This is a genomic window from Achromobacter sp. RT286_PF (assembly GCF_059760425.1).
The window spans coordinates 1-23,047 of sequence record NZ_JCBAMR010000031.1 but is presented as its reverse complement, the minus strand read 5'-3'; the positions used below and the strand labels follow the sequence as shown (position 1 = coordinate 23,047).

The following is a 23,047-nucleotide window of genomic DNA, read 5'->3' as shown; positions in this document are numbered from 1 at the left end:
CCCGGCGACAAAAAAACATAGCCCGGGCGCGCCCCACCAGGACATCAGGAGACAACCGTGAACACCTGCCCCGCAGAATTGAACTTTGCCAGCCATCTGGCGGCGCTGAACGCCTCACGCGCCGACAAGCCCGCCTACATCGACGACACCCGCCAGCTGACTTACGGGCAGCTGGCAGAACGCGTGGCGCGCATGGCCGGCGCCTTGCGCGGGCTGGGCTTGCGCCGCGAAGAACGCATCCTGCTGCTGATGCAGGACACGGTCGATTGGCCCGTCGTGTTCCTGGGCGCGCTGCACGCGGGCGTGGTGCCGGTGGCCGTCAACACCTTGCTGACGCCGGATGACTATGCCTACATCGTGACGCACAGCCGCGTGCGCGCCGTGTTCGTGTCGGATGCGTTGCTGCCAACGCTGCAAGCCGCGTTGGCGCAATCGCCGGCAGATGTGGAGCATGTGGTGGCCACACAGGACATTGACGCCCTGCTGGCCGACGGCCCGCGGGCCGACGCCCCGCTCGCCCCCGCCGTGCGCACGCTGTCTGATGAAATCGCCTTCTGGCTGTATTCGTCGGGCTCCACCGGCAAGCCCAAGGGCGTGGTGCACACGCACGGCAACCTGTGGCACACCGCCGAACTGTATGCCAAGCCCGTGCTGGGCATCCGCGAAGACGACGTCGTGTTTTCCGCCGCCAAGCTGTTCTTCGCCTACGGCCTGGGCAACGGCTTGACCTTTCCGTTGTCGGTCGGCGCCACGGTCATCCTGATGGGCGAACGCCCCACGCCGCAAGCCGTTTTCCAACGGCTGACGCGGCACCGCCCCACCGTGTTCTACGGCGTGCCCACCTTGTACGCCAGCATGCTGGCATCGCCCGACCTGCCGCCGCGCGATCAGGTCGCGCTGCGTGTCTGCACGTCGGCCGGCGAAGCCTTGCCGCGCGACATCGGCGAACGCTTCACGCGGCACTTCGGCTGCGAGATCCTGGACGGCATCGGTTCCACCGAGATGCTGCACATCTTCATCTCGAACCAGACCGGACAACTGCGCTATGGCACCACCGGCAAGCCCGTGCCGGGATACGAGGTGCAACTGCGTGACGACAACGGCGCGCCGGTCGCGCCGGGCGCCATCGGCGACCTCTACATCAAAGGCCCCAGCGCCGCGCTGATGTACTGGAACAACCGCGACAAGACGCGCCAATGCTTCCTGGGCGACTGGCTCAAAAGCGGCGACAAATACACCTGCGACGCCGACGGCTACTACACCTACGCCGGCCGCAGCGACGACATGATCAAGGTCAGCGGCCAATACGTGTCGCCTGTTGAAGTCGAGAACATTCTGGTGCAGCACGAAGCCGTGCTGGAAGCCGCGGTGATCGGCGTGCCCGACCACGACGGCCTGGTCAAGACCAAGGCGTACGTCGTGCTGCGCCCCGGCTTCGAACCCGACGCCCAGACCGGCGCCGCGTTGCAGCACTACGTGAAGCAGCATCTGGCGCCGTTCAAGTATCCGCGCCAGATCGACTTCACCGAAGAACTGCCCAAGACCGCCACGGGAAAAATCCAGCGCTTCCGGCTGCGTCAGCTGGAAGAAGCCACGCTATGAAGTCCGCTTGCCGACACTCTCGGCGCGCGGACTAACCCCGGCCGGCCTTGCGCCAGCCCATGATAAGCACGGAGACAAACCATGAACCACGCCCTGACCCAGGCTGCGATTGCCGCGGCCTTGACGCTAGCCGCCACCAGCGCGCAAGCCGCCGACAAGCTCAAAGTGGGCTTCATGCTGCCCTATAGCGGCACCTACGCCGCGCTGGGCAACGCCATCGAAAACGGCTTCAAGCTGTACGTTGCCGAGCAAGGCGGCAAGCTGGGCGGGCGCGACATCGAATACTTCAAGGTCGACGATGAATCCAATCCGGCCAAGGCCGCTGAAAACGCCAACCGGCTGATCAAGCGCGACCAGGTCGACGTGCTGATCGGCACGGTGCATTCGGGCGTGGCGATGGCGCTGGCCAAGGCCGCCAAGGACAGCGACACCACGCTGATCGTGACCAACGCGGGCGCCAACGCCATCACCGGCCCGCTGTGCGGCCCCGGCATCTTCCGCACGTCGTTCACCAACTGGCAGCCCGCCTACGCCATGGGCCCCGTCGCCTACGCCAAGGGCCACAAGACTGCCGTCACCATCACCTGGAAATACGCAGCGGGCGATGAAGCCATCGGCGGCTTCAAGGAAGGCTTTGAAAAAGCGGGCGGCAAGGTCGTCAAGGAACTGAGCCTGCCATTTCCCAACGTGGAATTCCAATCGCTCCTGACCGAGATTGCCGCCACCAAGCCCGACATGGTGTTCACCTTCTTTGCGGGCGGCGGCGCGGTGAAGTTCGTGCAGGACTATCACGCCGCCGGCCTGGACAAGACCATTCCGCTGTATGGCTCCGGCTTCCTGACCGACGGCACCTTGCAGGCGCAGGGCGCTTCCGCGCAAGGCCTGCTAACCACGCTGCACTATGCCGACGGCCTGAACACGCCGCGCGACAACGCGTTCCGCGCCGACTACGCCAAGAACTACAACGCCCCGCCCGACGTCTACGCCGTCCAAGGCTATGACGCGGCGCAGCTCATGCAATCGGGCCTGACGGCCGTCAAGGGCGACTTTGCCAAGAAGGCGGACTTTCGCAGCGCCATGCGCGGGGCGACGGTGGACAGCCCGCGCGGCCCGTTCACGTTGTCGGCGGCCGGCAACCCGGTGCAGGACATTTACCTGCGGCGCGTGGACGGCCTGGAGAACAAGGTGGTGGACGTCGCCGTGAAGAAGCTGGCCGACCCGGCCCGCGGCTGCAAGCTCTGACGCGACGCGGCCACAGGAGGGCCCCATGGACATCAGCATCCTGCTTATTCAAAGCCTGAACGCATTCCAGTACGGCTTGCTGCTGTTCCTGGTGGCCAGCGGCCTGACGCTGATCTTCGGCATCATGGGCATCATCAACCTGGCCCATGGCAGCTTCTACATGATCGGCGCCTACATGGCGTTTGCGCTGGGGCCGGTGGTGGACCGCTGGCTGGGCGGCGGATTCCTCACCACGCTGGCCGTGTGCGTGGTGCTGGCTGGCGCTTTGGGCTATGTGCTGGAAGCCGCCTTCTTCAGCTACCTGTACCACCGCAACCACTTGCAGCAGGTGCTGATGACCTACGGGCTGATCCTGGTCTTTGAAGAACTGCGCAGCATTCTGGTGGGCAACGACGTGCATGGCGTGCCGCTGCCGGCGTGGCTGCAAGGCAGCATTTCCCTGGGCGGCGTGATGACGTATCCGGTCTACCGGCTGTTCATTTCTGCCGTCGGCATTGCGGTAGCGCTGCTGCTGTATTGGGTGATTTCCCGCACCCGGCTGGGCATGATGTTGCGCGCCGGCGCCAGCAACCGCGAGATGACGGGGTCGCTGGGTATCGACGTCAACAAGCTGTACCGGCTGGTCTTCGCGGCCGGCGTGGCGTTGGCCGCGTTGGCCGGCACCATCGCCGCGCCCGTGTCGTCGGTGTACCCGGGCATGGGCAACGGCGTGCTCATCATCTGCTTCGTGGTGGTCGTGATCGGCGGCATCGGCTCGATACGCGGCGCCTTTTTGGCCGCGATGCTGGTGGGCTTTGTCGAGACCTTTGGCCAGGTGCTGTTTCCGTCGGCGGCGGGCGTGCTGGTGTATCTGCTGATGGCATTCATTCTTCTATGCAAGCCCGAAGGGCTGTTCAAACAGGGCTAGCCATGCAGAAACTACTTCCCGTCGCAACGCTGCTGGCGCTGGCCGCCTTCGCGTTCAGCGGCAGCGACTACTACACCGGGCTGGCGATCAAGGTGATGATCTACGCCATCTTCGCGCTAAGCCTGCAATTGCTGGTGGGCGGAGCCGGCTTGGTCAGCCTGGGGCACGCGGCGTTCTTCGGCATCGGCGCCTACGTGGCGGCGTTGCTGTCGCCGGAATCCGAGGCGGCAAGCCTGTGGTGGCTGCTGCCGGCGGCCCTGCTGGCGGCAGCGCTTTATGCGGTGGTGACGGGTGCGCTGGCGCTGCGCACGCGCGGCGTGTACTTCATCATGGTGACGCTGGCGTTTTCGCAGATGGCTTACTACGTCTTTCACGACACCAAAGTGGGCGGCGGCAGCGACGGCATCTATCTGTATTTCCGGCCCGAATGGGCGCTGGGCAGTTGGATGCCGTTCGACCTGGGCAACGCCACCACGTTCTACTTTTTTGTACTCGCCTGCCTGGCCCTGACCTGGGGCTTCCTGGCGCTGCTGCGGCGCTCGCCGTTCGGGGCGGCGCTGGCGGGCATCCGCATCAACGAGCAGCGCATGCGCGCGGCCGGGTATTCCACGTATCCCTACAAGCTGACGGCGTATGTCGTGGGCGCCACGTTGGCGGGCCTGGCGGGGTTTCTGTTCGCGCTGAAAGACGGTTTTGTCACGCCGGAACTGTTGGCCTGGGAACAATCGGGGCTGGTGCTGTTGATGGTGATCCTGGGCGGCATGGCCAGCCTGGGCGGGGCGGTCATCGGCACCGTAGCGCTGGTGCTGATGCAAGAGCTGTTTCAGTCGCAAGCCTTGTTTGGCGACTACGCGCGCCATTGGCATCTGCCGCTGGGCATCGCCATCATCGCGCTGGTGGCCTTGCTGCCCAACGGCATCGCGGGCCTGCCCGCGCAATGGCGACAACGCCGCGATGCGCGACTCGCGGCCGCACATGCCGCAAGGGCGCCTGCCGCAGGTTCGCCTGCCGCAGGTTCGCCTGCCGCAGGATCGCCTGCCGTCTCTACGGTTCGCCTGCCGCAGGGACGCCTGCCGCAGGATCGCCCGCCGCAGGATCGCCTGCCGCAGGATCGCCTGCCCGTCCAAGGGGAACCTCATGTCTGATCTTCTGCTTGCCGCCACGGGCGTTACGCGGCGCTTTGGCGGGCTGACCGCCGTGAACGGCGTGTCCCTGTCGCTGGCGCGCGGGCAAGTGCACGCCGTCATCGGCACCAACGGCGCGGGCAAGTCCACGCTGATCAATATCCTGTCCGGCGAGCTTGCGCCCAGCAGCGGGCAGGTCATGCTGGGCGCACAGGACATTACCGCCTGGCGCCAACCGCAACGAGCCCGCGCCGGGCTGGGCCGCAGCTACCAGCGGTCCACGTTATTCCCCGAATTAAGCGTGTTCGAAAACTGCCGCCTGACCGCGCAGGCGGCACGCCAGCGCTTCTGGCATTGGTGGCGTCCAGCCGCCGATTGCCGCCGCAGCGCCGAGCTGGCACACCACGCGCTGGAACGCACCGGCCTTGCCGGCGATGCCACGCGCACGGCCGGCCTGCTGCCACACGGCCGCAAGCGTCAGCTTGAAATCGCCATGTGCCTGGCGGGCGAGCCGCAGGTGTTGTTGCTGGACGAGCCCCTTGCCGGCATGGGGCCGGAAGAAACCGACCGCATCCTGGACCTGCTGCAAACATTGAAGACGGGCCACGCCATTCTGCTGGTCGAGCACGACATGGACGCGGTTTTTCGTATCGCCGAAACCATCACGGTAATGGTCAACGGCACCGCCATCGCCAGCGGCCCGCCCGAGGCCATACGCGCCAACGCCGACGTGCGCACCGCCTACCTGGGTGAAGACGCCCAGCCCACCCACGCACCAGGAGCCGCCGCATGCACGCCATCGCAAACCACGACGCGCTGATCGAGGCCGGCGGCCTGCACGTGTACTACGGCGCCAGCCATGTGCTGCGCGGTGTCGACATGCACATCGCGCGCGGCGAATCCGTTGGGCTTGTCGGCCGCAACGGCATGGGCAAAACCACCTTGATCCGCAGCCTGATGGGCCAGGTCAAGAGCTCGCGCGGCCAGGTGCGCGTGGCCGGGCGCGATTGCACACGGGCGCCCGCCCACGCCATTGCACAACTGGGCGTGGCCTACGTGCCCGAAGGCCGAGGCATATTTCCAAATTTGAACGTACGCGAAAACCTGCAAGTGGCGGCGCGTGCCAGCGTGCGCGGCGGGCGCGATTGGACTTACGCGCGCGTGCTGGAGACCTTCCCCCGACTGCGCGAACGGCTGGGCCACGGCGGGCAGCAACTATCAGGAGGCGAACAGCAGATGCTGGCCATCGGACGCGCGCTGATGACCAACCCCGATCTGCTGATTCTGGACGAAGCCACCGAAGGGCTGGCCCCGCTGATCGTGGCCGAGATCTGGCGCATCATCCGCGAGATCCGCTTGACCGGCATGTCCACGCTGATCGTCGACCGCAACTATCGCGCGGTGCTTGAACACACCGACCGGTGTCTGGTGATGGAAAAAGGACTGATAGTCGAAGACGGCAATAGCGCGTCGCTGGCCCGGCAACCGGAACAGCTGACGCGCTATCTGGGCGTGTAGACGTACGCGCCCCGCCGTACTTCAGATGATGGCTTCGATCAGGAAGGGGCCACGGCGCTCGAGGCCGTCGGCCAGCGCGCGCGCGAAGCCTTCCACCGTATCCACGCTGACCGCCTCCACGCCCATGCCGCGCGCCAGGTGCGTCCAGTCCAGGTAGGGTTCTTCCAGATCCAGCATGCGGCGCGCATTGCGGCCCGGTTCTTTCACGCCCACGTTTTTCATCTCGCCGTGCAAGGTGGCGTAGGAACGGTTGGCCAGGATCACTGTCAGGCAGTCCAGGTTTTCGCGCGCCTGCGTCCACAGCGCCTGCAAGGTGTACATGCCGCTGCCGTCGGCTTGCAGCGTGATGACCTTGCGGTCCGGGCACGCCACGGCCGCGCCCGTGGCCAGCGGCAGGCCGATACCGATTGCGCCGCCCGTCAGCATCAGCCAATCGTGCGGAGCGCTGCTGGCGCTATAGATCGGAAATTCGCGGCCCTGCGTGATGGACTCATCGCACACGATGGCCTGCTCGGGCAAGGTATGCGCGATCAGGATGTTCACGGCGGCGCCCGTCAGCTTGCCCGAGGACGGCACCTCATAGGCGGCGGCCGGCGTGGCCAGGCGCGGTGCATCGGCGGCAATGCCCAGTTCGTCGGCCAGCCATTCCAGCGCGTGGGCCAGGTCTTGTTCGGCCGAGGCCAGCACCACCTGATTGCTGTCAGCCGGGGCCAACAGGCTGGGCTTGCCGGGGTAAGCAAAAAACCCCACCGGCGCCTTCGCCCCTGCCAGCACCAGATGTTTGACGTCTTTCAGCTTGGCCACCGCAAGATCAATCGGATACGGCAAGCGATCGACCGGGGTGCGCGCGCCGCCGCGCTCGATGCGGCGGTTGGACGTTTCCGACATCAGGCGCACACCCGTCGCGCGTGCGATGCGCCCGGCGGCGTTCAGTGCGCGTTCGCGCAGCGCGGCGCCCCCCAGCATCAGCACGGTCACTTCGCCCGAACGGATCGCCGCGGCCGCCGCGCGCACGGCGTCCGCCGAAGTCTGGGCCAGCGCGGCATCCTTGACTTGTACGGGCGCGGGCGCGTTGTCGGGCAGATCGGTCCAGGCAGTGTCGGCCGGCAGGATCAACGTGGCGATATTGCCGGGCGCCTGCCGCGCCACGCCAATGGCTTCGGCGGCGTCCGCCGACACGGCAGCGGCCGTCATCGTGCGTTTGACCCAATGCGACATCGGCCGCGCCACGCCTTCCACGTCGCTGGTCAGCGGCGCGTCGTATTGCACGTGATAAGTGGCGTGGTCGCCCACGATATTGACCATGGGCGTACGCGCGCGCTTGGCGTTGTGCAGGTTGGCCAGCCCGTTGCCCAGGCCCGGGCCCAAGTGCAGCAAGGTGGCGGCCGGCTTGTCGGCCATGCGCGCGTAACCGTCGGCAGCGCCCGTCACCACGCCTTCGAACAGACCCAGCACGCACCGCATCCGGGGCTTGCGATCCAAAGCCGCGACGAAGTGCATTTCAGACGTGCCGGGGTTGGCAAAACACACGTCCACATCGTTGGCCAGCAAGGTATCGCAGAGACTGTCAGCGCCGTTCATGATTTTCCCTAGTCGTTTTCAATGGCGATGCGGGCGCATCCGCGCCCGCCTGATATGCATGATAGGTAGCGTATCAAAAACGCGATAGACCCATTTCAGCTTGCGGGCATGGAACCATTCCGGGATATGGCCGCCGCGTTCCGCCAGCCGGAATTAGCGCTGGCGTGACGGCAGGCATGAGCGCTACCCACATCACCCCAGGATCTGCCCCAGGAATGCCTGCGCCCGCTCCGATCGGGGGGCATTGAAGAAGTTCTCCGGCGTGTCGGCTTCCACGATGGCTCCCTGGTCCATGAAGACGACGCGATCCCCCACTTCTCGCGCAAAACCCATTTCGTGCGTGACGCAGACCATGGTCATGCCGTCTTTGGCCAGCGCGACCATGGTGTCCAGCACTTCCTTGACCATCTCGGGGTCCAGCGCCGACGTGGGTTCGTCGAACAGCATGATCTTGGGCTGCATGCACAAGGCGCGCGCAATCGCCACGCGCTGCTTCTGGCCGCCCGAGAGCTGGCCGGGATACTTGTCAGCGTGCTGCGGAATGCGCACCCGTTCCAGATATTCCATGGCGCGCGACCGGGCTTCGTCCGCCGGCACGCCCTTGACCAGCAGCGGTGCCAGCGTGCAGTTCTCAAGCACCGTCAAATGCGGAAACAGATTGAAGTGCTGGAACACCATGCCGACTTCCGCGCGGATGCGCTCGATGTTCTTGACGTCTTCATTGAGCTCTATGCCGTCGACAACGATGCGGCCCTTCTGGTGCTCTTCCAGCCGGTTCAGCAGGCGGATCGTCGTGGACTTTCCCGAGCCCGACGGCCCACAAAGTATCAGCTTTTCTCCGGGCAACACTTCCAGGCCCAGGTCGTTCAGTACCTGGAAGTCTCCATACCATTTGCTGACGCCCTGCATCGTGATGATGGGCGCCAAGGCAGTCGTTACATTCATCGTCTCAAGCCTTGGAAATGTCGTGGTTTTCGCCGGCGCCGCTCCAGTAGCCCGGCACCGTCAGACGCTTTTCAGAGCGTCGGAACAGGTACGACAGCACGCTGCACATGGCGAAGTAGATGACCCCCACCATCGTGTAGACCGTCAGTGCCTGGAAGGTCGCACCGGCCAGCATCTCGCCCGCCCGCATCAACTCGTACACGCTGATAACGGCCACCAGCGAAGTCTCCTTGATCAGCACCAGCGCGTAGTTGCCCAAAGCCGGGAAGACCGTGCGCAGCGCTTGCGGCAATACGATGCGACGCAGCCGCTGCACCTTGCGCAGACCCAATGCGCGCGCCGCCTCGTACTGACCCGTGTCCACCGACTGGATGCCGCTTCTGAACAGTTCGGCCAGGTACGCGCCGAAGTTCAAGGTCAGGCCCAGCACCCCGGCGACAAAGCCATTGATCACGACGCCCATCTCGGGCAGGCCGTAGTAGATGTAGAACAATTGCAGCAGCAGGGGCGTGCCGCGAATCACCTCGATGTAGAACCGCGCGCCACGGCTCAACAGGCGCGAAGGCGACAGGCGGCACAAGCAAACGACCAGGCCCAACGCCACCGCCAGGAAAGCCGAACAGAAAAACAGCGCCAGGGTCCAGACCGTGCCCTCGGCCAACGGGGTCAGGTACATGCGCAGCGTAGCGAGATCCAAGTCGTGCTCCTTATCCGTGCCGTAACGGCGCTTACTTGCTGATGAGGTCGGACACGCCCCACTTCTTGCCAATGGCGGCCATTTCGCCGTTCGCCTTCATGTCGGCAATCGCCTTGTTGACGGCTTCAAGCAGCGCGGTATTGCCTTTTTGCACGGCCATGCCCACTTGCCACGTGCGTTGCGGCTGGTAGCCCGTATCGAGCTTCACGCCCGGGATGTTCTTGGTCTGGATCTGGTAAATGATGCTGGGGGGATCCACGATGCCAAGGTCGACGCGGCCAGCGCGCACGTCAGCCAGCAAGGTTGAATAGTCCTGGTACGTCGTGACTTTGGTGCCCGGCATGTCCTTGATCATGTTGAACTGGACAGAATCCACCAGCACGCCTACCCGCTGCCCCTGCATGTCTTCGAATTTGGCGTACTTTTTGGTCGCTTTGTCGCTGACTACCACGCCCTCTCCCCATCCGTAGACCGGGACTGAAAAGTCGATGGCCTTGGCGCGTTCTTCGGTAATGAACAGCGGCGCCGACATGACGTCCGCCCGCCCCGACGTCAGCGTGGGAATAAGGCCGGAAAATGGCACGTCGGACAGCTTGTCCGATACCTTCAGATGCTTGGCCACGCCCGCCGCCACGTCCACCATGATGCCTTCCAGCTGGTTGGACTTTGGATTCTTGAACCCGTGCGGCGGCGCCGATGCGGTGGTGACGACGGCCAGGCTTTTATCGGCGCGCACTTCGTCCAGCGTGCGCGCCTGGGCGCCGGTTTGAATCAGCAGGCCGGCGGCCGCCAGGCCCAGCAGAATGGCTTTGAATGTCATCGTTTTTCCCCTTGGATGAATGATTGCCGCGAACATGGATGATGCGAACGCCTCGGCTCAGGCCGGACGCCCTTGCGGATACTGCTGTACTGCCACCGCCGCCAGCGCGAAGAATTCCTGCATCACGGTGGCAGCCAGGAAGGCTGTCGCTCCCTGCACGTCTTGCGGCGGCGACACGGTATTGATGTCGAACGCCACGAAGTTCAGGCCGGCAAGCTGGCGCACCAGCGCCAGCCCTTCCTTGGCCGACAAGCCCCCCCACTCCGGCGTGCAAACTCCTGGCGCGCAGGAGGGGTCAAAGATGTCCATGTCGAAGCACAGGTACACGGGGCGCTGGCCGATACGCTGCTTGATGTCCGCCAGCGTGGCTTTCTGGTCCTGGTCGAAGTCGTCGTAGGGCACGATCGTGTAGCCGACCTCGCGCCCGAACTCCAGCACCCCGGGCATGAAAGAACTACCTCGCGTGCCCACGTGAAAGCTGGCCGCGACGTCCAGCAGACCCTCTTCGGCGGCGCGCGTGAACGTGGTGGCCGTGTTGTAGCCGGGGATGGGATAGGTGTCGGTGTGCGAGTCGAAATGCAGCACGACGAAATTCGGATGGCGGCGCCCCACGGCACGCAACTGCGGCAACGTCACCGCGCCGTCACCGCCCATCGAGATGGGGATGGCACCCGCGTCCAGGATGGCACCGATGCCGGCTTCGATCAGCGGGTACGAAGCGTCGGGGTCTCCTGGGTGGCACGCCACGTTGCCCACATCGATGGCGCGCAGGAATTCAGGAGGACTGTCGATGCCATGGCGGCGAAAGATGTCGACGGGGCGCAGCAAACGGGATTGCTCACGGATCGCGTCCGGACCCTGCCGCGATCCCACGCGAAAGGGGTGCGTGCCGCAATCGAACGGAATGCCCACCACGCAAGCGCGTGCCCGGCCCGCTTCAGACTCGCGGGCCGATGGCAAACCCATGAACCCGGCTACGGGATGGAAACTAACTTCAGATGACTGCGGCACAGCGCGGCTCCCTGGATTTGCCCCGTCGTTGATAGGCGGGCGTTGCTATATTTAGATTCAGCCGCATCGCTATGCGATACGAGTGTGTCGTAAATAGATTAGCAGGCAAAAACTTGGCCGGCCTATTAGGGTGTTCCCCCTACAGGCGTGGAATTACTTGATCTGAATAGTCGGGATTAAAAAAGAATGCGCCCCGTCATGGCGCGCCGCGTGCACCGAAAACGGGCGTGCGAAAGGGATCAGACCTCGTCGTCTGGCAAGGGCATCGCCCCGCGCAACGCGCCACCTGGTGGTTCCATCAAGTAGAAGGGATGCGTACGGCCCAAGGTGCGTGATGCACTAATGGCGTGCGCGGTCTCCACCACTTGCGGGCCGAACACGGCTTGCGCCTGTTCAAAAGACCAGCGGCTGGAAGGCACGGACACGTTCACGGCGCCCAACGGGGTACCGCCGGCATCCAGGACCGCCGCGCTGACCGTGATGTCACCGGGGTAAAACTCGCCGTTGGACCTTGCATAGCCGTGGCGCCGGGCGAACTCCAGTTCGGCCAGCAAGGCGTCCATGCTGGTGATCGTATTCCCCGTGAAAGGCTTGCGGTCGCAGCGTTCCAGCAAGTCTTGCGCAACGCCGGGGTCCAACTTGGCCAGCACCGCGCGCCCCGCTGCCGTGCAATAGAAAGGCAAGCGCATGCCGACCGGCATGTTCACAAACATTTCCTTGTGCGTGGCAAAGCGCGCCACATAGACCATGTCCAAACCGTCGGGCTCCGCCAGGCTGCACGTCTCCTGACTGTTGCGGTTCAGCGTGTGCAGGAACGGGTTTCCGCCCAGAACGAGCGGGCTTGTCTGCACGTAGTGCATGCCCAGCTCCAGCGACCAGGGCGCCAGCGAGAACTTCTTGGTGACGGGATCCTTGCGCAGGTAGCCCAGCGTCCAGAGCGTGTGGGTAAAGCGCTGAACCGCGCTTTTACCCAGGCCCGTGGCTTCCGCAAGTTCCGGCAGCGTCATGGCAGGCTCGCCTTCGTTGAACGCCCTTAATACGGAAATGCCGCGCGCCAGCGCGGCAATGAACAAAGGCGAATCTTCGGGATGTGGCGTCTGGGTCATGGCGCAGCGCATGCAGGATAAAGCGCATAGCGTACCGTATAACGGTTCGCTTATATCGCATGGCGATTGGGGCGACAATCCGACCTCGGATCGCCGTCACCGCGCTCACAAGAAAAACGGCCTGCATGCGCAGGCCGTCTCGTCAGTGTGGCTGCGTCAGCGGATCGGCCATGGGTACATGGCGCCGCCGTTGGTCCACAGTGCATTCGTGCCGCGTTGCAGGCCCAGCTTGCTGTCCTTGCCGACGTTTCGCTCGAACACTTCGCTGTAATTGCCCACTGCCTTGATAGCGTTGTAGGCCCATTTTTCGTCCAGCCCCATGTTCTTGCCCGCGCCCGGCGTCACGCCCAGGATGCGGGACACGTTGGGGTTGTTGCTCTTGAGCATCTCGTCCACGTTCTTTTGCGTGATGCCGTATTCCTCGGCTTCCAGCAGGGCGAACAACGTCCAGCGGACGATGCCCAGCCAGTTTTCGTCGCCTTGGCGCACCATCGGCCCCAGCGGTTCCTTGGAGAAGCGTTCTGGCAGGATTTCGTAGTCGTCCGGCTTGGCCACCTGCGTAGCGCGCACGGCGGCCAGTTGCGAGGCGTCGTCGGTGAAGGCGTCGCAGCGGCCGGATTCAAAGGCGCGCACCACCTCGGTTACCTTGTCGATCACCACGGGTTTGAATTCGATTTTGTTGGCGCGAAACCAGTCGGCCAGGTTCAGTTCGGTGGTGGTGCCCGGTTGCACGCAGACCGTGGCGCCGTTCAGTTCCTTGGCGCTTTTCACGCCCAGCTTCTTGTTGACCAGAATGCCCTGGCCGTCATAGAAGCTGGCGGCCACGGCGGACAGCCCCAGCGACGTATCGCGCGTTTGCGTCAGCGTGACGGTGCGCAGCAGCACGTCGACTTCACCCGACTGCAAAGCGGTGAAGCGTTGCTGCGTGGACAGCGCGGTGCCCTTGAATTTGGTGGGGTCCCCGAATACGGCTGCGGCGACGGCGCGGCAGATGTCCACGTCCATCCCTTCCCATTCACCCTTGCTGTTGGTGGCCGAAAAGCCGGAGACGCCGTCGGTCAAACCGCATTGCACGAATCCCTTTTTCTTTACCGCATCCAGCGTGGGGCCGGCAAGCGCCGCCTGGGACACACAAGCCAGGGCCAGGGCGCCGGCTGCAAACAAAGTTGACCGCTTCATTGATGCCTCTCCTGAGAGTGATGTCCGTGCCGGCTTGTAAGACGGCGGCGGCTGAAACCAGGCCCGGCTTTACAGGGCCGGCCGCCAGATTACGCCATGTCCACGGCGTGAACAACGCGGCTTTCCCTAGAGGAAACCCCAAGGATGACAAGCTTGATAGATTCCGGGCATTTGTCCGATGACCGAACTTTATCGAATCCTTGCGCCCCGTATGGCAGGCCCCTGCATGCCATACTTTTTTTGCGTCGATGTCCGATACGCGGCATCGCCGCCCCAGCCCTAAAACGCCGAGCGCGCCACATAAAAAACCCGGCGCGCATCGATATTCGGTCGATTCATGGAGGAGACAAATCCATGGCACATGTTTGCAATTCGCAGCCCCGCCGCAATGCCGTCGCCCCGCGCCGCCTTGCCCTGAAAACCGTGCTGTGCGCAGCGCTGGCCGCCGTCGGCATGATGGCCGGCCCCGCGCATGCCGCCGATGACTGGCCCACCAAGCCCATCAAGATCATCGTGCCCTACACGCCAGGCGGCTCCACCGACATCGTCACCCGCATCGTGGTGGAAAAGCTGGCGCCGCGCCTGGGCCAGACCATCATTGTGGAAAACAAACCCGGCGCGAACAGCAGCGTGGGCTCTGCCATGGCGGCCAAGGCCGACCCCGACGGGTACACCTTTCTGGCGATGCTTCCCGCTTACCTGGTCAATTTCCACCTGTACAAGCTGAACTTCAAGCCCACCGACCTGGTGCCGGTTGTGCAGATGGCCGACCTGCCGCTGTTCCTGTTCGTGGCGGAAGACGTGCCCGTCAAGACGGTGGCCGAGCTGGTCGACTATGGCCGCAAGCACCCCGACAAGCTGACGTATGCCTCCAGCGGCACGGGGTCGAACGCGCACCTGACCGGCGCCATGTTCGCGTCGCAGAACAAGATTGCAATGACGCACGTGGCCTACAAGGGCAGCGCGCCGATTTTGACCGACCTGCTGGGCGGGCGCGTGTCGATGGTGTTCGACCCGATCCTGGTGCCCATGCAGTACGTGAAGCAGAACCGGCTGAAAGCGCTGGCCTTCACCGGCAAGGAACGCTGGCCCGACGAGCCCTCCATTCCGACCATGGGCGAAGCCGGCCAGCCGGGCTTTGAAACGGGATCATGGGCGGGCCTGCTGGCGCCGGCCAACACGCCTCAGCCGATCATCGACCGCATGGCGCGCGAGATCGCCGAGGTGGTCAAGGATCCCGAGGTCAAGCGCAAATTCGTGGACGTGGGCTTCATGCCGGTGGGCGGCACGACCGCGCAATTCGCCGACCTGATGCAGAAAGAGTCGGCCCGCTACGCCGAGGTCATCAAGCAAGTCGGCATCACCGCGAACTGAAAGGCGGCGGGCGGCGGCATGGCCGGGCGCCCGCCCGATCGGAGCTTCACCATGATCAACAAGTTCATCGACACCCCCGAGGCCGCGGTCTCGGATATCCACGACGGCGCCACGGTGCTGATCAGCGGCTTCGGCGGCGCGGGTATGCCCACCGAACTGATCCACGCGCTGATCGACCAGGGCGCGCGCGAGCTGACCGTGGTCAGCAATAACGCGGGCAATCGCGAAACCGGGCTGGCCGCGCTGATCAAGGCGGGCCGCGTGCGCAAGGTGATCTGCTCGTTTCCGAAGGCCTCGCACTCCTGGGTCTTTGATGACCTGTACCGGCGCGGCGGCATCGAACTGGAATGCGTGCCGCAGGGCACCATCGCCGAACGGCTGCGCGCGGCCGGGGCTGGGCTGGGCGGGTTCTTTACGCCCACTGCCTACGGCACCGAACTGGCCGCAGGCAAGGAAACGCGCATCATCAACGGACGCGGCCACGTATTCGAAATGCCGCTGCATGGCGACTTTGCGCTGGTCAAGGCCGACCAGGGCGACCGCTGGGGCAACCTGACTTATCACAAGAGCGCGCGCAATTTCGGCCCGATCATGTGCATGGCGGCCAAAACCACCATCGTGCAGGTACGCGCCAAAGCCGACCTGGGCGAGCTGCCGCCCGAAGCCATCGTCACGCCCGGCATCTTCGTCAAGCGCATCACCGAGGTGGCGAACGCCGCCTTTTCCAGCTGAGGCCCACGTATGTACCAACCCCTGACCCGCGAGGCCATGGCGCGCCGCCTGGCCCTGGATATTCCCGACGGCAGCTACGTCAACCTGGGCATCGGCATGCCGGTGCTGGTGGCCGCTTGCCTGCCCGATGATCGCGAGATCGTGCTGCACAGTGAAAACGGCATCCTGGGCATGGGCCCGCCGCCTTCGGAAGACGCCGTTAATCTGGACCTGATCAACGCCGGCAAGCAGCCGGTGACGCTGCTTGCCGGCGGCGCATATTTTCACCACGCGGATTCGTTCGCGATGATGCGTGGCGGCCATCTGGACATCTGCGTGATGGGCGGCATGCAGGTCGCGGCCAACGGCGACCTGGCCAACTGGTCGCTGGCCAAGCCGGGCGAAGCGCCCGCCGTGGGTGGCGCGATGGACCTGGCGGTGGGCGCGCGCAGCGTGTTCATCATGATGGAACACAACAGCAAGAACGGCGATCCGAAAATCGTCGAACGCTGCACCTATCCGCTGACGGGCGCGGGCGTGGTTGACCGCATCTATACGGATTTAGCCGTGATCGACGTGACCCCGGACGGCTTGGTTGTTCGAGATATGATCGACGGCATGACGCTGACCGAACTGCAAGGACGCACCGGCGCGCCGCTGCGCGCGGGCTGATGCTGCCCAACCTGCCCCCACCCGGCTACGCGCTGCCGCTGGCCGAGGACGAACATCCCGACCAGTTTCGTGGCGACCCGGACTACATGCTGACCCTGGCGCGCGGCCTGCACGTGATCCGCGCATTCGGCACGCGCCGCCATCCGCAAACCGCCGCTGAACTGAGCCGCCGCGCCGGGCTGCCGCGTGCCGTGGTGCAGCGCTGCCTGCACACGCTGGTGCTGCTGGGCATCGCGGAACAACACGGCAGGCTGTTTGTGCTGACGCCGCGCATCCTGGGCCTGGGCTACGCGTATTTCTCGTCCACGCCGTTCGTCTCCCTGGCCCAGCCGGTGCTGGAAGAGCTAAGCGCCACGGTCAACGAGACCTGCGCGCTGGCCATCATGGAAGGCAACGAAATGCTCTACCTGGCGCGTTCGGAGGTGAACCGCCTGCTGGCCACGTCCATGGGGCTGGGCAGCCGCCTGCCGGCGTATTGCACGTCGATCGGGCGCGTGCTGCTGGCGCAATTGCCCGAGCCGGCGCTGGCCCGCTACTTTGCCGCCACGCCGTTGCAGCCCTACACGGAATTCACGCTGACCACCGAAGCCCCGCTGCGCGCCGAACTGGCGCGCATTCGCGAGCAGGGTTACGCGGTGGTCGACCAGGAATTGGAATTGAACGTGCGCGCGATTTCGGTGCCGGTGCGCTCGGCCAGCGGCAAGGCGTGCGGCGCCGTGAACGTCAGCGTCAAAGCAGCGCGCGTGCCGCTGACGCGGCTGACGGACGAGTTCCTGCCGCCGCTGCGTCAGGCGGTGGAACGGATCGGGGAATTCCTGGTGGCGTAGGAAGGTGAACGCGCGGCCGGGGCAAGGCGGCCGCCGCTGTGGGGGAACGACGGCCCGGCGTTCGAGCATCGTTCTGTTTGAGCCCGTTCTGTTCGAGCCCCGTTCTGTTCGAGCCCCGATCTGTTCGAGCCCGTTCTATTCGAGCCCCTTCTATTCGAGCCCGTTCTGTGACGCGCGCCTGTCCCTACGAAGCCAGGTCGGTGGTATCCAGCGTGAACGCCGCCGCCGCGCGGCCGATGCGATCGTTGACGGCGTGCCAGGCGTCGGTGGCAGGCGGCGCCTGCACGACGATGCGCGCATAGCCCTGCTTGTCCAGATCCCGCAGCAAGCCATACAGCGCCTGCGCATAACGCGCCGGGTCCGCCGGCACCGGGTGCCATTGCAGGCGCGCATCCAGCGCGTCGGGCTTGTCGCCATACGCCACCACCACCACCTTGCCGGGCGGCAGGTTGCGGCCTTGCGCCACGTCGCGCAGGCGGTCGTCGGATGCCAGTTCAAGGGGGGTGCGGGGCGCGTAGTGCGCCTTCAGCGTGCCCGAGGCGCGCGGCGCGGCGGCATCCGGCGCGAACACCTGCACGCCCAGCACCGCTTCGATCTGCGCGGCGCTGATATGGCCCGGGCGCAGCAGCACGGGGCCCGCGCCGCGGTCCAGGCGCGACAAGTCAAGAATGGTGGATTCGATGCCCACTTCCGATGCGCCGCCTTCCAGCACCGGCATGCCGGCCGCGACTTCATCAGGGAATTCGGCGCGCACGTGGTCGGCGCGGGTGGGCGATACCTGGCCGAACTTGTTGGCCGATGGTGCCGCCACGCCGCCCTGCCCGTTCGGCTTGCCCGCCGCGAACGCCGCCAGCAGCGCCTGCGCCACGGGATGCGACGGGCAGCGGATGCCGATGCTGTCCTGCCCACCGCTGACGGTGTCGGCGATGTGCGGCGCGCGCTTGAGGATCAGCGTCAGCGGGCCGGGCCAGAACGCGTCGATCAGCAGACGCGCCTCGGTCGGCACGTCTGCCGCCCAATAGCCCACGTCGCCCGAGGGCGCAATGTGCACGATGACAGGGTGGTTCGACGGCCGGCCCTTGGCCGCGTAGATCTTGGCCACCGCCTGCGGGCTTTGCGCATCCGCGCCCAGGCCGTAGACGGTTTCGGTCGGAAAGGCGACCAGTTCACCGTCCAGCAGGCGTTGCGCGGCGTGGGATATTTCCGCGTCGCTGGCGGAGTCGGGCGGGGGCAAGGAAGACATCGGGATCGTCGCGGGTGACTCGGAGTGACTCGGCGTTATTCGGGCGTGACTCGGGGATGGCTCGGGCGCTATTCGGGGGCTTGCATGCCCAGCGCGGCAGCCACGCTCGCGGCATCGCTGCGGGCCTGCTCCAGCGTGGGCGCCACGATGGTGATGTGACCCATCTTGCGGGCGCGACGCGCATCGCGCTTGCCGTACAGGTGCAGCTTGGCGGTCGGCACCGCCAGGGCCGCCGCCCAATCGGGTTCGCGCTGCTGCGTGGCCGTGGGCGATTCGTACCAGATGTCGCCCAGGATGTTCAGCATGACGGCGGGCGCCAAGAGCGCCGTGCTGCCCAGCGGCAAACCCGCCATGGCACGTGCCTGCTGTTCGAACTGGCTGGTGACGCAGGCGTTCATCGTGTAGTGACCGCTGTTGTGCGGACGCGGCGCGATCTCGTTGACGATCAGGCTGCCGTCTTTCAGCACGAAGAATTCCACGCACAGCACGCCGTGATAGCCCAGGCCTTGCGCAATGGATTGCGCGGCTTCGGTCGCGCGGGCCTGCCGTTCGGCATGCGCGGCGTCCGACTGCACGGGCGCGGCGGTGGACACCGCCAGGATGCCGTCGCGGTGCACGTTGCGCGCCACCGGGAAGACGACGCTTGCGCCGTCGAAACCGCGCGCCAGCACCACCGAGATTTCGTAGTCCAGCGGCATCAGCGCTTCCAGCACGCAGGCCACGCCGCCAAACTCGGCGAAGGCGGCCAGCGCTTCGTCGCGCGTGCTGATGCGGGCCTGGCCCTTGCCGTCATAGCCCAGGCGCGCCACTTTCAGGATGCCGGGAAACAAGGCGTCGGGCGCGGCGCGCAGGTCTGCTTCGGTGCGGATGGCGGCGTGCGGCGCCACGGCGATGCCTTGCGAGGCGATGAAGGTCTTTTCGGCGATGCGGTCCTGCACGATGGCGACGGCGTCGGCGGCCGGGCTGACGCGGCAACGCGTGGCTAGCGTACGCAGGCTGTCGGCAGGGACGTTTTCGAATTCGGTGGTGACGGCCTGACAGGTCTGGGCCAAACGGGCCAGCCCGGCTTCGTCGTCATAGGCAGCCTGGATGTGCAGGTCGGCCACCATGCCCGCGGGGCATTCGTCGGCCGGGTCCAGCACCGCGACCTTGTAACCCAGGCTTTGCGCCGCATGGCAGAACATGCGGCCCAATTGGCCGCCGCCCAACAAGCCCAACCAGCCACCGGGAGCGATCATGAAAGAAGTGGATTGGCTCATACGATCGACGCCTCGGGCGGAACCTTCATGTCGCGCGCGGCTTGCGTCTGGCGGGCGCGGAACGCCACCAGCTTCTGATGCAGGTCCGCGTCGGTGCCGGCCAGCGCGGCAATCACGTGCAGCGCCGCGTTGGCGGCGCCCGCTTCGCCGATGGCGAACGTGGCCACCGGCACGCCCTTGGGCATCTGCACAATGGACAGCAGAGAATCTTCGCCGCGCAGGTATTTGGACGGCACCGGCACGCCAAACACCGGCACTTCGGTCAGCGCCGCCATCATGCCCGGCAGGTGCGCCGCGCCACCAGCGCCGGCGATGATGCCGCGCAGGCCACGGCCATGCGCGGCCGCGCCGTATTCGGCCATGTCCTGCGGCATGCGGTGCGCGGAAATCACGCGCGCCTCATAGGCCACGCCGAAATCCTCAAGCATGCTGACCGCGTGCTTCATGACCTCCCAATCGCTGGAAGATCCCATAATCACGCCCACCACGGGCGAGGCCTTGGCCGCTGCGGAAGTCTTGGCTGTCATAACCGGTGTCAAAGAGGGTAAGACCGCGGAAACCTGCCCGCGGAATGTCAATGGACCGCGGATTCAGTCCGCGAAACCCGGTATTTTACCCGGCGCGCGCGGCAGGCTATGGCGCGGTGGCCTTGGGCAGCCACAGATAGCTGTCCGGGTTGTCGGGGCACGGGCCAAAACCGCATTCCAGCGTGGTGCCGCCAACGTTGGCCAGCGTCATGACAAAAAACAGGGCCATGACCAGGATGCCCAGCGCCGACACGGGCTTTTTCAGCATGGTGTCGCCCCATTTGCGGTCGGCCGTCTGCATCAGGACGCAGAAGACGATGATGGCGGCAAACGCAATGAACGCCCAGGTATAGAAATGCATGCCCAGGAACGGCGAGCCATAGCCGGGATCGCCGGGCGCCAGGTGCAGCAGCACTTGCCGGCCCGAGGCGACCATGCCGCCCAGCGACGCCGCGATGCTCATCGCGTAATGCATGGGCGATGGGCCCAGGCGCAGGTTCAGCAGGAACCCCACGCCGGCCAGAATCAGCGCCACGCGTTGCAGCAGGCACAGCGGGCACGGCAGTTCGTCATAAATGAGTTGCCAGGTGAACGCCATGGCCAGGATGCCGGTCACGCCCAGCAGCGCCAGCCCATTGATGACACGCGAGCCTCGCGCCGGATTACCAGAAAAGATCATCGCCCGGCCTTTACAGCGACAACGCCAGCGGCGTATTCATGTGATGCACGCACCAGGCCGCGAAGATCAGCAAGGTCAGCAGCCAGAAGGTCACGCATGGACGGCGACGGCCCAGCACGCCAAACCACACGGCGATCAGGCCAGTCAGAAACGGCAACATCATGATCATGCGACGGGCTCCTGTCGGCGGCGTCCTGTAAGCAACCGAGGAGTATAACGTAACAATCCGACATATTTGTTATCGAAAGCCCGGATGCGCGCGCCGCGGACTTATGCGTCCCCCCAAAGAAAAAACCCGCTCGGTGCATTCACCGGCGGGTTTGTTTTCGTCTAGGCGGCGCCATCGGTCAACTGCGTCAACGGCGTCAACGGCGACAACGGCGCCAGACGGGATCAGGCAATCAGGCGGTCCAGCGCTTCGCGGTACTTGGCGGCGGTCTTTTCCAGCACTTCTTGCGGCAGGCGCGGCGCGGGCGGGGTCTTGTCCCAGGTCTGGGTTTCCAGCCAGTCGCGCACGAACTGCTTGTCGAACGACGGGGGGCTGATGCCCACGCGGTAGCCGTCGGCCGGCCAGAAGCGCGACGAATCGGGCGTCAGCACTTCGTCCATCAAGTGCAGCGTGCCGTTGTCGTCCAGGCCGAATTCAAACTTGGTGTCGGCAATGATGATGCCCTTGGTGGCGGCAAAGCGCGCGGCTTCGGCGTACAGCTTGAGGGTGACGTCGCGGATACGCTCGGCCATTTCCTGACCCACTTCCTTGACCACGTGCGCAAAGTCCACGTTTTCGTCGTGCATGCCGAATTCGGCTTTGGCGGCGGGCGTGAAGATCGGTTCGGGCAATTGGCTGGCCTGTTGCAGGCCGGCGGGCAACTGGATGCCGCAGACGCTGCCGGTGGCCTGGTAGTCTTTCCAGCCGGAGCCGATCAGGTAGCCGCGTGCAACGGCTTCCACCAAAATCGGCTTCAGGCGCTTGACCACGACGGCGCGTCCGCGCACCTGGTCAACTTCGTCCGGCGCCACCACGTCTTCGGGCTTCACGCCGGTGGAGTGGTTCGGCAGGATGTGGGCCAGCTTCTGCAACCAGAATTCGGTCAGCTCGGTCAGCACCTGTCCCTTGCCGGGAATGGGGTCGTCAAGAATCACGTCGAACGCGGAGATACGATCCGACGCGACGATCAGCAACTTGTCGTCGCCCACCGCGTACATATCGCGCACCTTACCGCGGCCCAGCAGCGGCAAGGACTTGATGCTGGATTGATGCAAAGCAGAAGTCACGGGAATGGCCTATGGCAAAAATGAAGATTCCCGCCACGGGCGAGCGCCAGGGCGGGAAGTAGAACGAAATCGAAACTTGCGCAAAAGGCGGCATGGCCTGTGCAAGACGCATAGATTACTGCAAATATGCCCGTCTTGCCGGGCGGCAAGGGCCGGGTTAGCCTCTGATTCCCGACTCACGATTCGCGCCGACCGCCCCAGCCGCGTCACGGCGCAGACCTCACGCCCGGAGACAAAGCCGTATGCAGGATGCTTCCCTTAAACGCCCGTCCGCCGACGCGCAGGTACACCTGACTGGCGGTTGCCAGTGCGGCGCGATCCGTTACGCCGTCACCGACGAACCCATCACCGCCGCGACCTGCCACTGCCGCGACTGCCAATATTCCAGCGGCGGCGCGCCGGCCCATGCGCTGATCTTTCCCGCCGGCTCGATCACGATGCTGCGCGGGCAGGCCAAGGAACACCGCTACAAGGGCGATTCCGGGCACACGGTGATGCGCAGCTTCTGCGCGGCCTGTGGCACGCCGCTGTTCGGCGGCTCGGAAGGCATGGCTTACGAGGTGGTGCGCGCGGGCTCGCTGGATGATCCGGAAGCCTTTCATGCGAAGGTGTCGCTGTGGACGAGTTCGGCGCCGTCCTGGCATCACATCGATCGCAGCATGCCGCACTTTCCGCAAAACTCGCCGCCGGCCTGAACCGCGGGTTGACGCGTCCGCCCAAGAACAAAGGGGCGGGTCCACTACGGACC

Annotated in this window: 24 protein-coding genes; 11 read left to right on the top strand and 13 right to left on the bottom strand. The window is 65.2% G+C overall.

What is annotated here, in order from left to right:
- Positions 1-57 precede the first annotated feature (57 nt).
- From AC6LJY_RS21040 to AC6LJY_RS21015, 6 genes are all read left to right on the top strand, one after another.
- Positions 58-1,602: a benzoate-CoA ligase family protein gene (locus tag AC6LJY_RS21040; RefSeq protein ID WP_485857989.1), complete on the top strand. Its 1,545-nt coding sequence runs from the start codon at positions 58-60 to the stop codon at positions 1,600-1,602.
- Between the two features lie 81 nt (positions 1,603-1,683).
- Positions 1,684-2,844 (top strand): ABC transporter substrate-binding protein, encoded by a 1,161-nt coding sequence (locus AC6LJY_RS21035; RefSeq protein WP_314359880.1) that lies wholly within the window; start codon positions 1,684-1,686, stop codon positions 2,842-2,844.
- Positions 2,845-2,869: 25 nt separating this feature from the next.
- The gene (locus AC6LJY_RS21030) at positions 2,870-3,751 is read left to right on the top strand and encodes a branched-chain amino acid ABC transporter permease (protein ID WP_104144568.1); all 882 of its coding nucleotides are present in this window, start codon (positions 2,870-2,872) and stop codon (positions 3,749-3,751) included.
- Positions 3,752-3,753: 2 nt separating this feature from the next.
- Positions 3,754-4,896, top strand: a complete 1,143-nt coding sequence (locus AC6LJY_RS21025; protein WP_498136681.1) for a branched-chain amino acid ABC transporter permease — start codon at positions 3,754-3,756, stop codon at positions 4,894-4,896.
- Positions 4,889-5,695 (top strand): ABC transporter ATP-binding protein, encoded by an 807-nt coding sequence (locus tag AC6LJY_RS21020; protein ID WP_219990885.1) that lies wholly within the window; start codon positions 4,889-4,891, stop codon positions 5,693-5,695. Before AC6LJY_RS21025 ends, AC6LJY_RS21020 begins: the two co-directional genes overlap by 8 nt.
- Entirely contained in the window at positions 5,665-6,393 is a 729-nt protein-coding gene (locus tag AC6LJY_RS21015) for an ABC transporter ATP-binding protein (RefSeq protein WP_219990886.1), read from the top strand. The genes AC6LJY_RS21020 and AC6LJY_RS21015 overlap by 31 nt, the downstream gene beginning before the upstream one ends.
- Before the next feature lie 21 nt (positions 6,394-6,414).
- On the opposite strand, the gene AC6LJY_RS21010 is transcribed toward AC6LJY_RS21015, so the two are convergent.
- The 7 genes from AC6LJY_RS21010 to AC6LJY_RS20980 form a co-directional block, all read right to left on the bottom strand.
- Entirely contained in the window at positions 6,415-7,974 is a 1,560-nt protein-coding gene (locus tag AC6LJY_RS21010; RefSeq protein WP_498136680.1) for an acetolactate synthase large subunit, read from the bottom strand.
- Positions 7,975-8,166: 192 nt separating this feature from the next.
- Positions 8,167-8,919, bottom strand: coding sequence for an amino acid ABC transporter ATP-binding protein (locus tag AC6LJY_RS21005; protein WP_498136679.1), 753 nt, complete (start codon positions 8,917-8,919; stop codon positions 8,167-8,169).
- A 4-nt stretch (positions 8,920-8,923) separates the two neighbouring features.
- On the bottom strand, positions 8,924-9,616 hold the full coding sequence (locus tag AC6LJY_RS21000) for an amino acid ABC transporter permease (RefSeq protein ID WP_006222809.1): 693 nt from the start codon (positions 9,614-9,616) through the stop codon (positions 8,924-8,926).
- A 31-nt stretch (positions 9,617-9,647) separates the two neighbouring features.
- Complete coding sequence (locus AC6LJY_RS20995; protein ID WP_046804426.1) at positions 9,648-10,436, bottom strand: ABC transporter substrate-binding protein; 789 nt, start codon at positions 10,434-10,436, stop codon at positions 9,648-9,650.
- Positions 10,437-10,493: 57 nt separating this feature from the next.
- Entirely contained in the window at positions 10,494-11,402 is a 909-nt protein-coding gene (locus AC6LJY_RS20990; protein WP_120156717.1) for an arginase family protein, read from the bottom strand.
- 284 nt (positions 11,403-11,686) lie between these two features.
- The gene (locus tag AC6LJY_RS20985; protein WP_046804424.1) at positions 11,687-12,553 is read right to left on the bottom strand and encodes an IclR family transcriptional regulator; all 867 of its coding nucleotides are present in this window, start codon (positions 12,551-12,553) and stop codon (positions 11,687-11,689) included.
- Between the two features lie 156 nt (positions 12,554-12,709).
- On the bottom strand, positions 12,710-13,732 hold the full coding sequence (locus AC6LJY_RS20980; RefSeq protein ID WP_046804423.1) for an amino acid ABC transporter substrate-binding protein: 1,023 nt from the start codon (positions 13,730-13,732) through the stop codon (positions 12,710-12,712).
- Between the two features lie 354 nt (positions 13,733-14,086).
- On the opposite strand from AC6LJY_RS20980, the gene AC6LJY_RS20975 reads away from it, so the two are divergent.
- The 4 genes from AC6LJY_RS20975 to AC6LJY_RS20960 are packed head-to-tail and all read left to right on the top strand — an operon-like array spanning position 14,087 to position 17,316.
- Complete coding sequence (locus AC6LJY_RS20975; protein WP_046804422.1) at positions 14,087-15,106, top strand: Bug family tripartite tricarboxylate transporter substrate binding protein; 1,020 nt, start codon at positions 14,087-14,089, stop codon at positions 15,104-15,106.
- Between the two features lie 51 nt (positions 15,107-15,157).
- Positions 15,158-15,838, top strand: coding sequence for a 3-oxoacid CoA-transferase subunit A (locus tag AC6LJY_RS20970; protein WP_498136678.1), 681 nt, complete (start codon positions 15,158-15,160; stop codon positions 15,836-15,838).
- Between the two features lie 9 nt (positions 15,839-15,847).
- Positions 15,848-16,489, top strand: a complete 642-nt coding sequence (locus tag AC6LJY_RS20965; RefSeq protein ID WP_498136677.1) for a 3-oxoacid CoA-transferase subunit B — start codon at positions 15,848-15,850, stop codon at positions 16,487-16,489.
- A complete protein-coding gene (locus AC6LJY_RS20960; RefSeq protein WP_046804420.1) occupies positions 16,489-17,316 on the top strand; it encodes an IclR family transcriptional regulator domain-containing protein in 828 nt (275 codons plus the stop codon). The genes AC6LJY_RS20965 and AC6LJY_RS20960 overlap by 1 nt, the downstream gene beginning before the upstream one ends.
- A gap of 184 nt (positions 17,317-17,500) precedes the next feature.
- On the opposite strand, the gene AC6LJY_RS20955 is transcribed toward AC6LJY_RS20960, so the two are convergent.
- The 6 genes from AC6LJY_RS20955 to AC6LJY_RS20930 all read right to left on the bottom strand — a co-directional run bounded on the left by AC6LJY_RS20955 (position 17,501) and on the right by AC6LJY_RS20930 (position 22,299).
- A complete protein-coding gene (locus AC6LJY_RS20955; RefSeq protein WP_314359864.1) occupies positions 17,501-18,559 on the bottom strand; it encodes an L-threonylcarbamoyladenylate synthase in 1,059 nt (352 codons plus the stop codon).
- 68 nt (positions 18,560-18,627) lie between these two features.
- A complete protein-coding gene (locus AC6LJY_RS20950; RefSeq protein WP_314359863.1) occupies positions 18,628-19,818 on the bottom strand; it encodes a 5-(carboxyamino)imidazole ribonucleotide synthase in 1,191 nt (396 codons plus the stop codon).
- Positions 19,815-20,345 carry a 5-(carboxyamino)imidazole ribonucleotide mutase gene (gene purE, locus AC6LJY_RS20945; protein ID WP_498136676.1) on the bottom strand — a complete coding sequence of 177 codons (531 nt, stop codon included), beginning with the start codon at positions 20,343-20,345 and terminating at the stop codon, positions 19,815-19,817. The genes AC6LJY_RS20950 and purE overlap by 4 nt, the downstream gene beginning before the upstream one ends.
- A gap of 106 nt (positions 20,346-20,451) precedes the next feature.
- Complete coding sequence (locus AC6LJY_RS20940; protein ID WP_498136675.1) at positions 20,452-21,024, bottom strand: disulfide bond formation protein B; 573 nt, start codon at positions 21,022-21,024, stop codon at positions 20,452-20,454.
- A gap of 10 nt (positions 21,025-21,034) precedes the next feature.
- Positions 21,035-21,193, bottom strand: coding sequence for a DUF5993 family protein (locus AC6LJY_RS20935; RefSeq protein WP_046804415.1), 159 nt, complete (start codon positions 21,191-21,193; stop codon positions 21,035-21,037).
- A gap of 224 nt (positions 21,194-21,417) precedes the next feature.
- Positions 21,418-22,299 (bottom strand): phosphoribosylaminoimidazolesuccinocarboxamide synthase, encoded by an 882-nt coding sequence (locus AC6LJY_RS20930; protein ID WP_046804414.1) that lies wholly within the window; start codon positions 22,297-22,299, stop codon positions 21,418-21,420.
- 242 nt (positions 22,300-22,541) lie between these two features.
- Between AC6LJY_RS20930 and AC6LJY_RS20925 the strand changes: the two genes are divergently transcribed.
- The gene (locus AC6LJY_RS20925) at positions 22,542-22,994 is read left to right on the top strand and encodes a GFA family protein (RefSeq protein ID WP_498136674.1); all 453 of its coding nucleotides are present in this window, start codon (positions 22,542-22,544) and stop codon (positions 22,992-22,994) included.
- Positions 22,995-23,047: the final 53 nt, after the last annotated feature.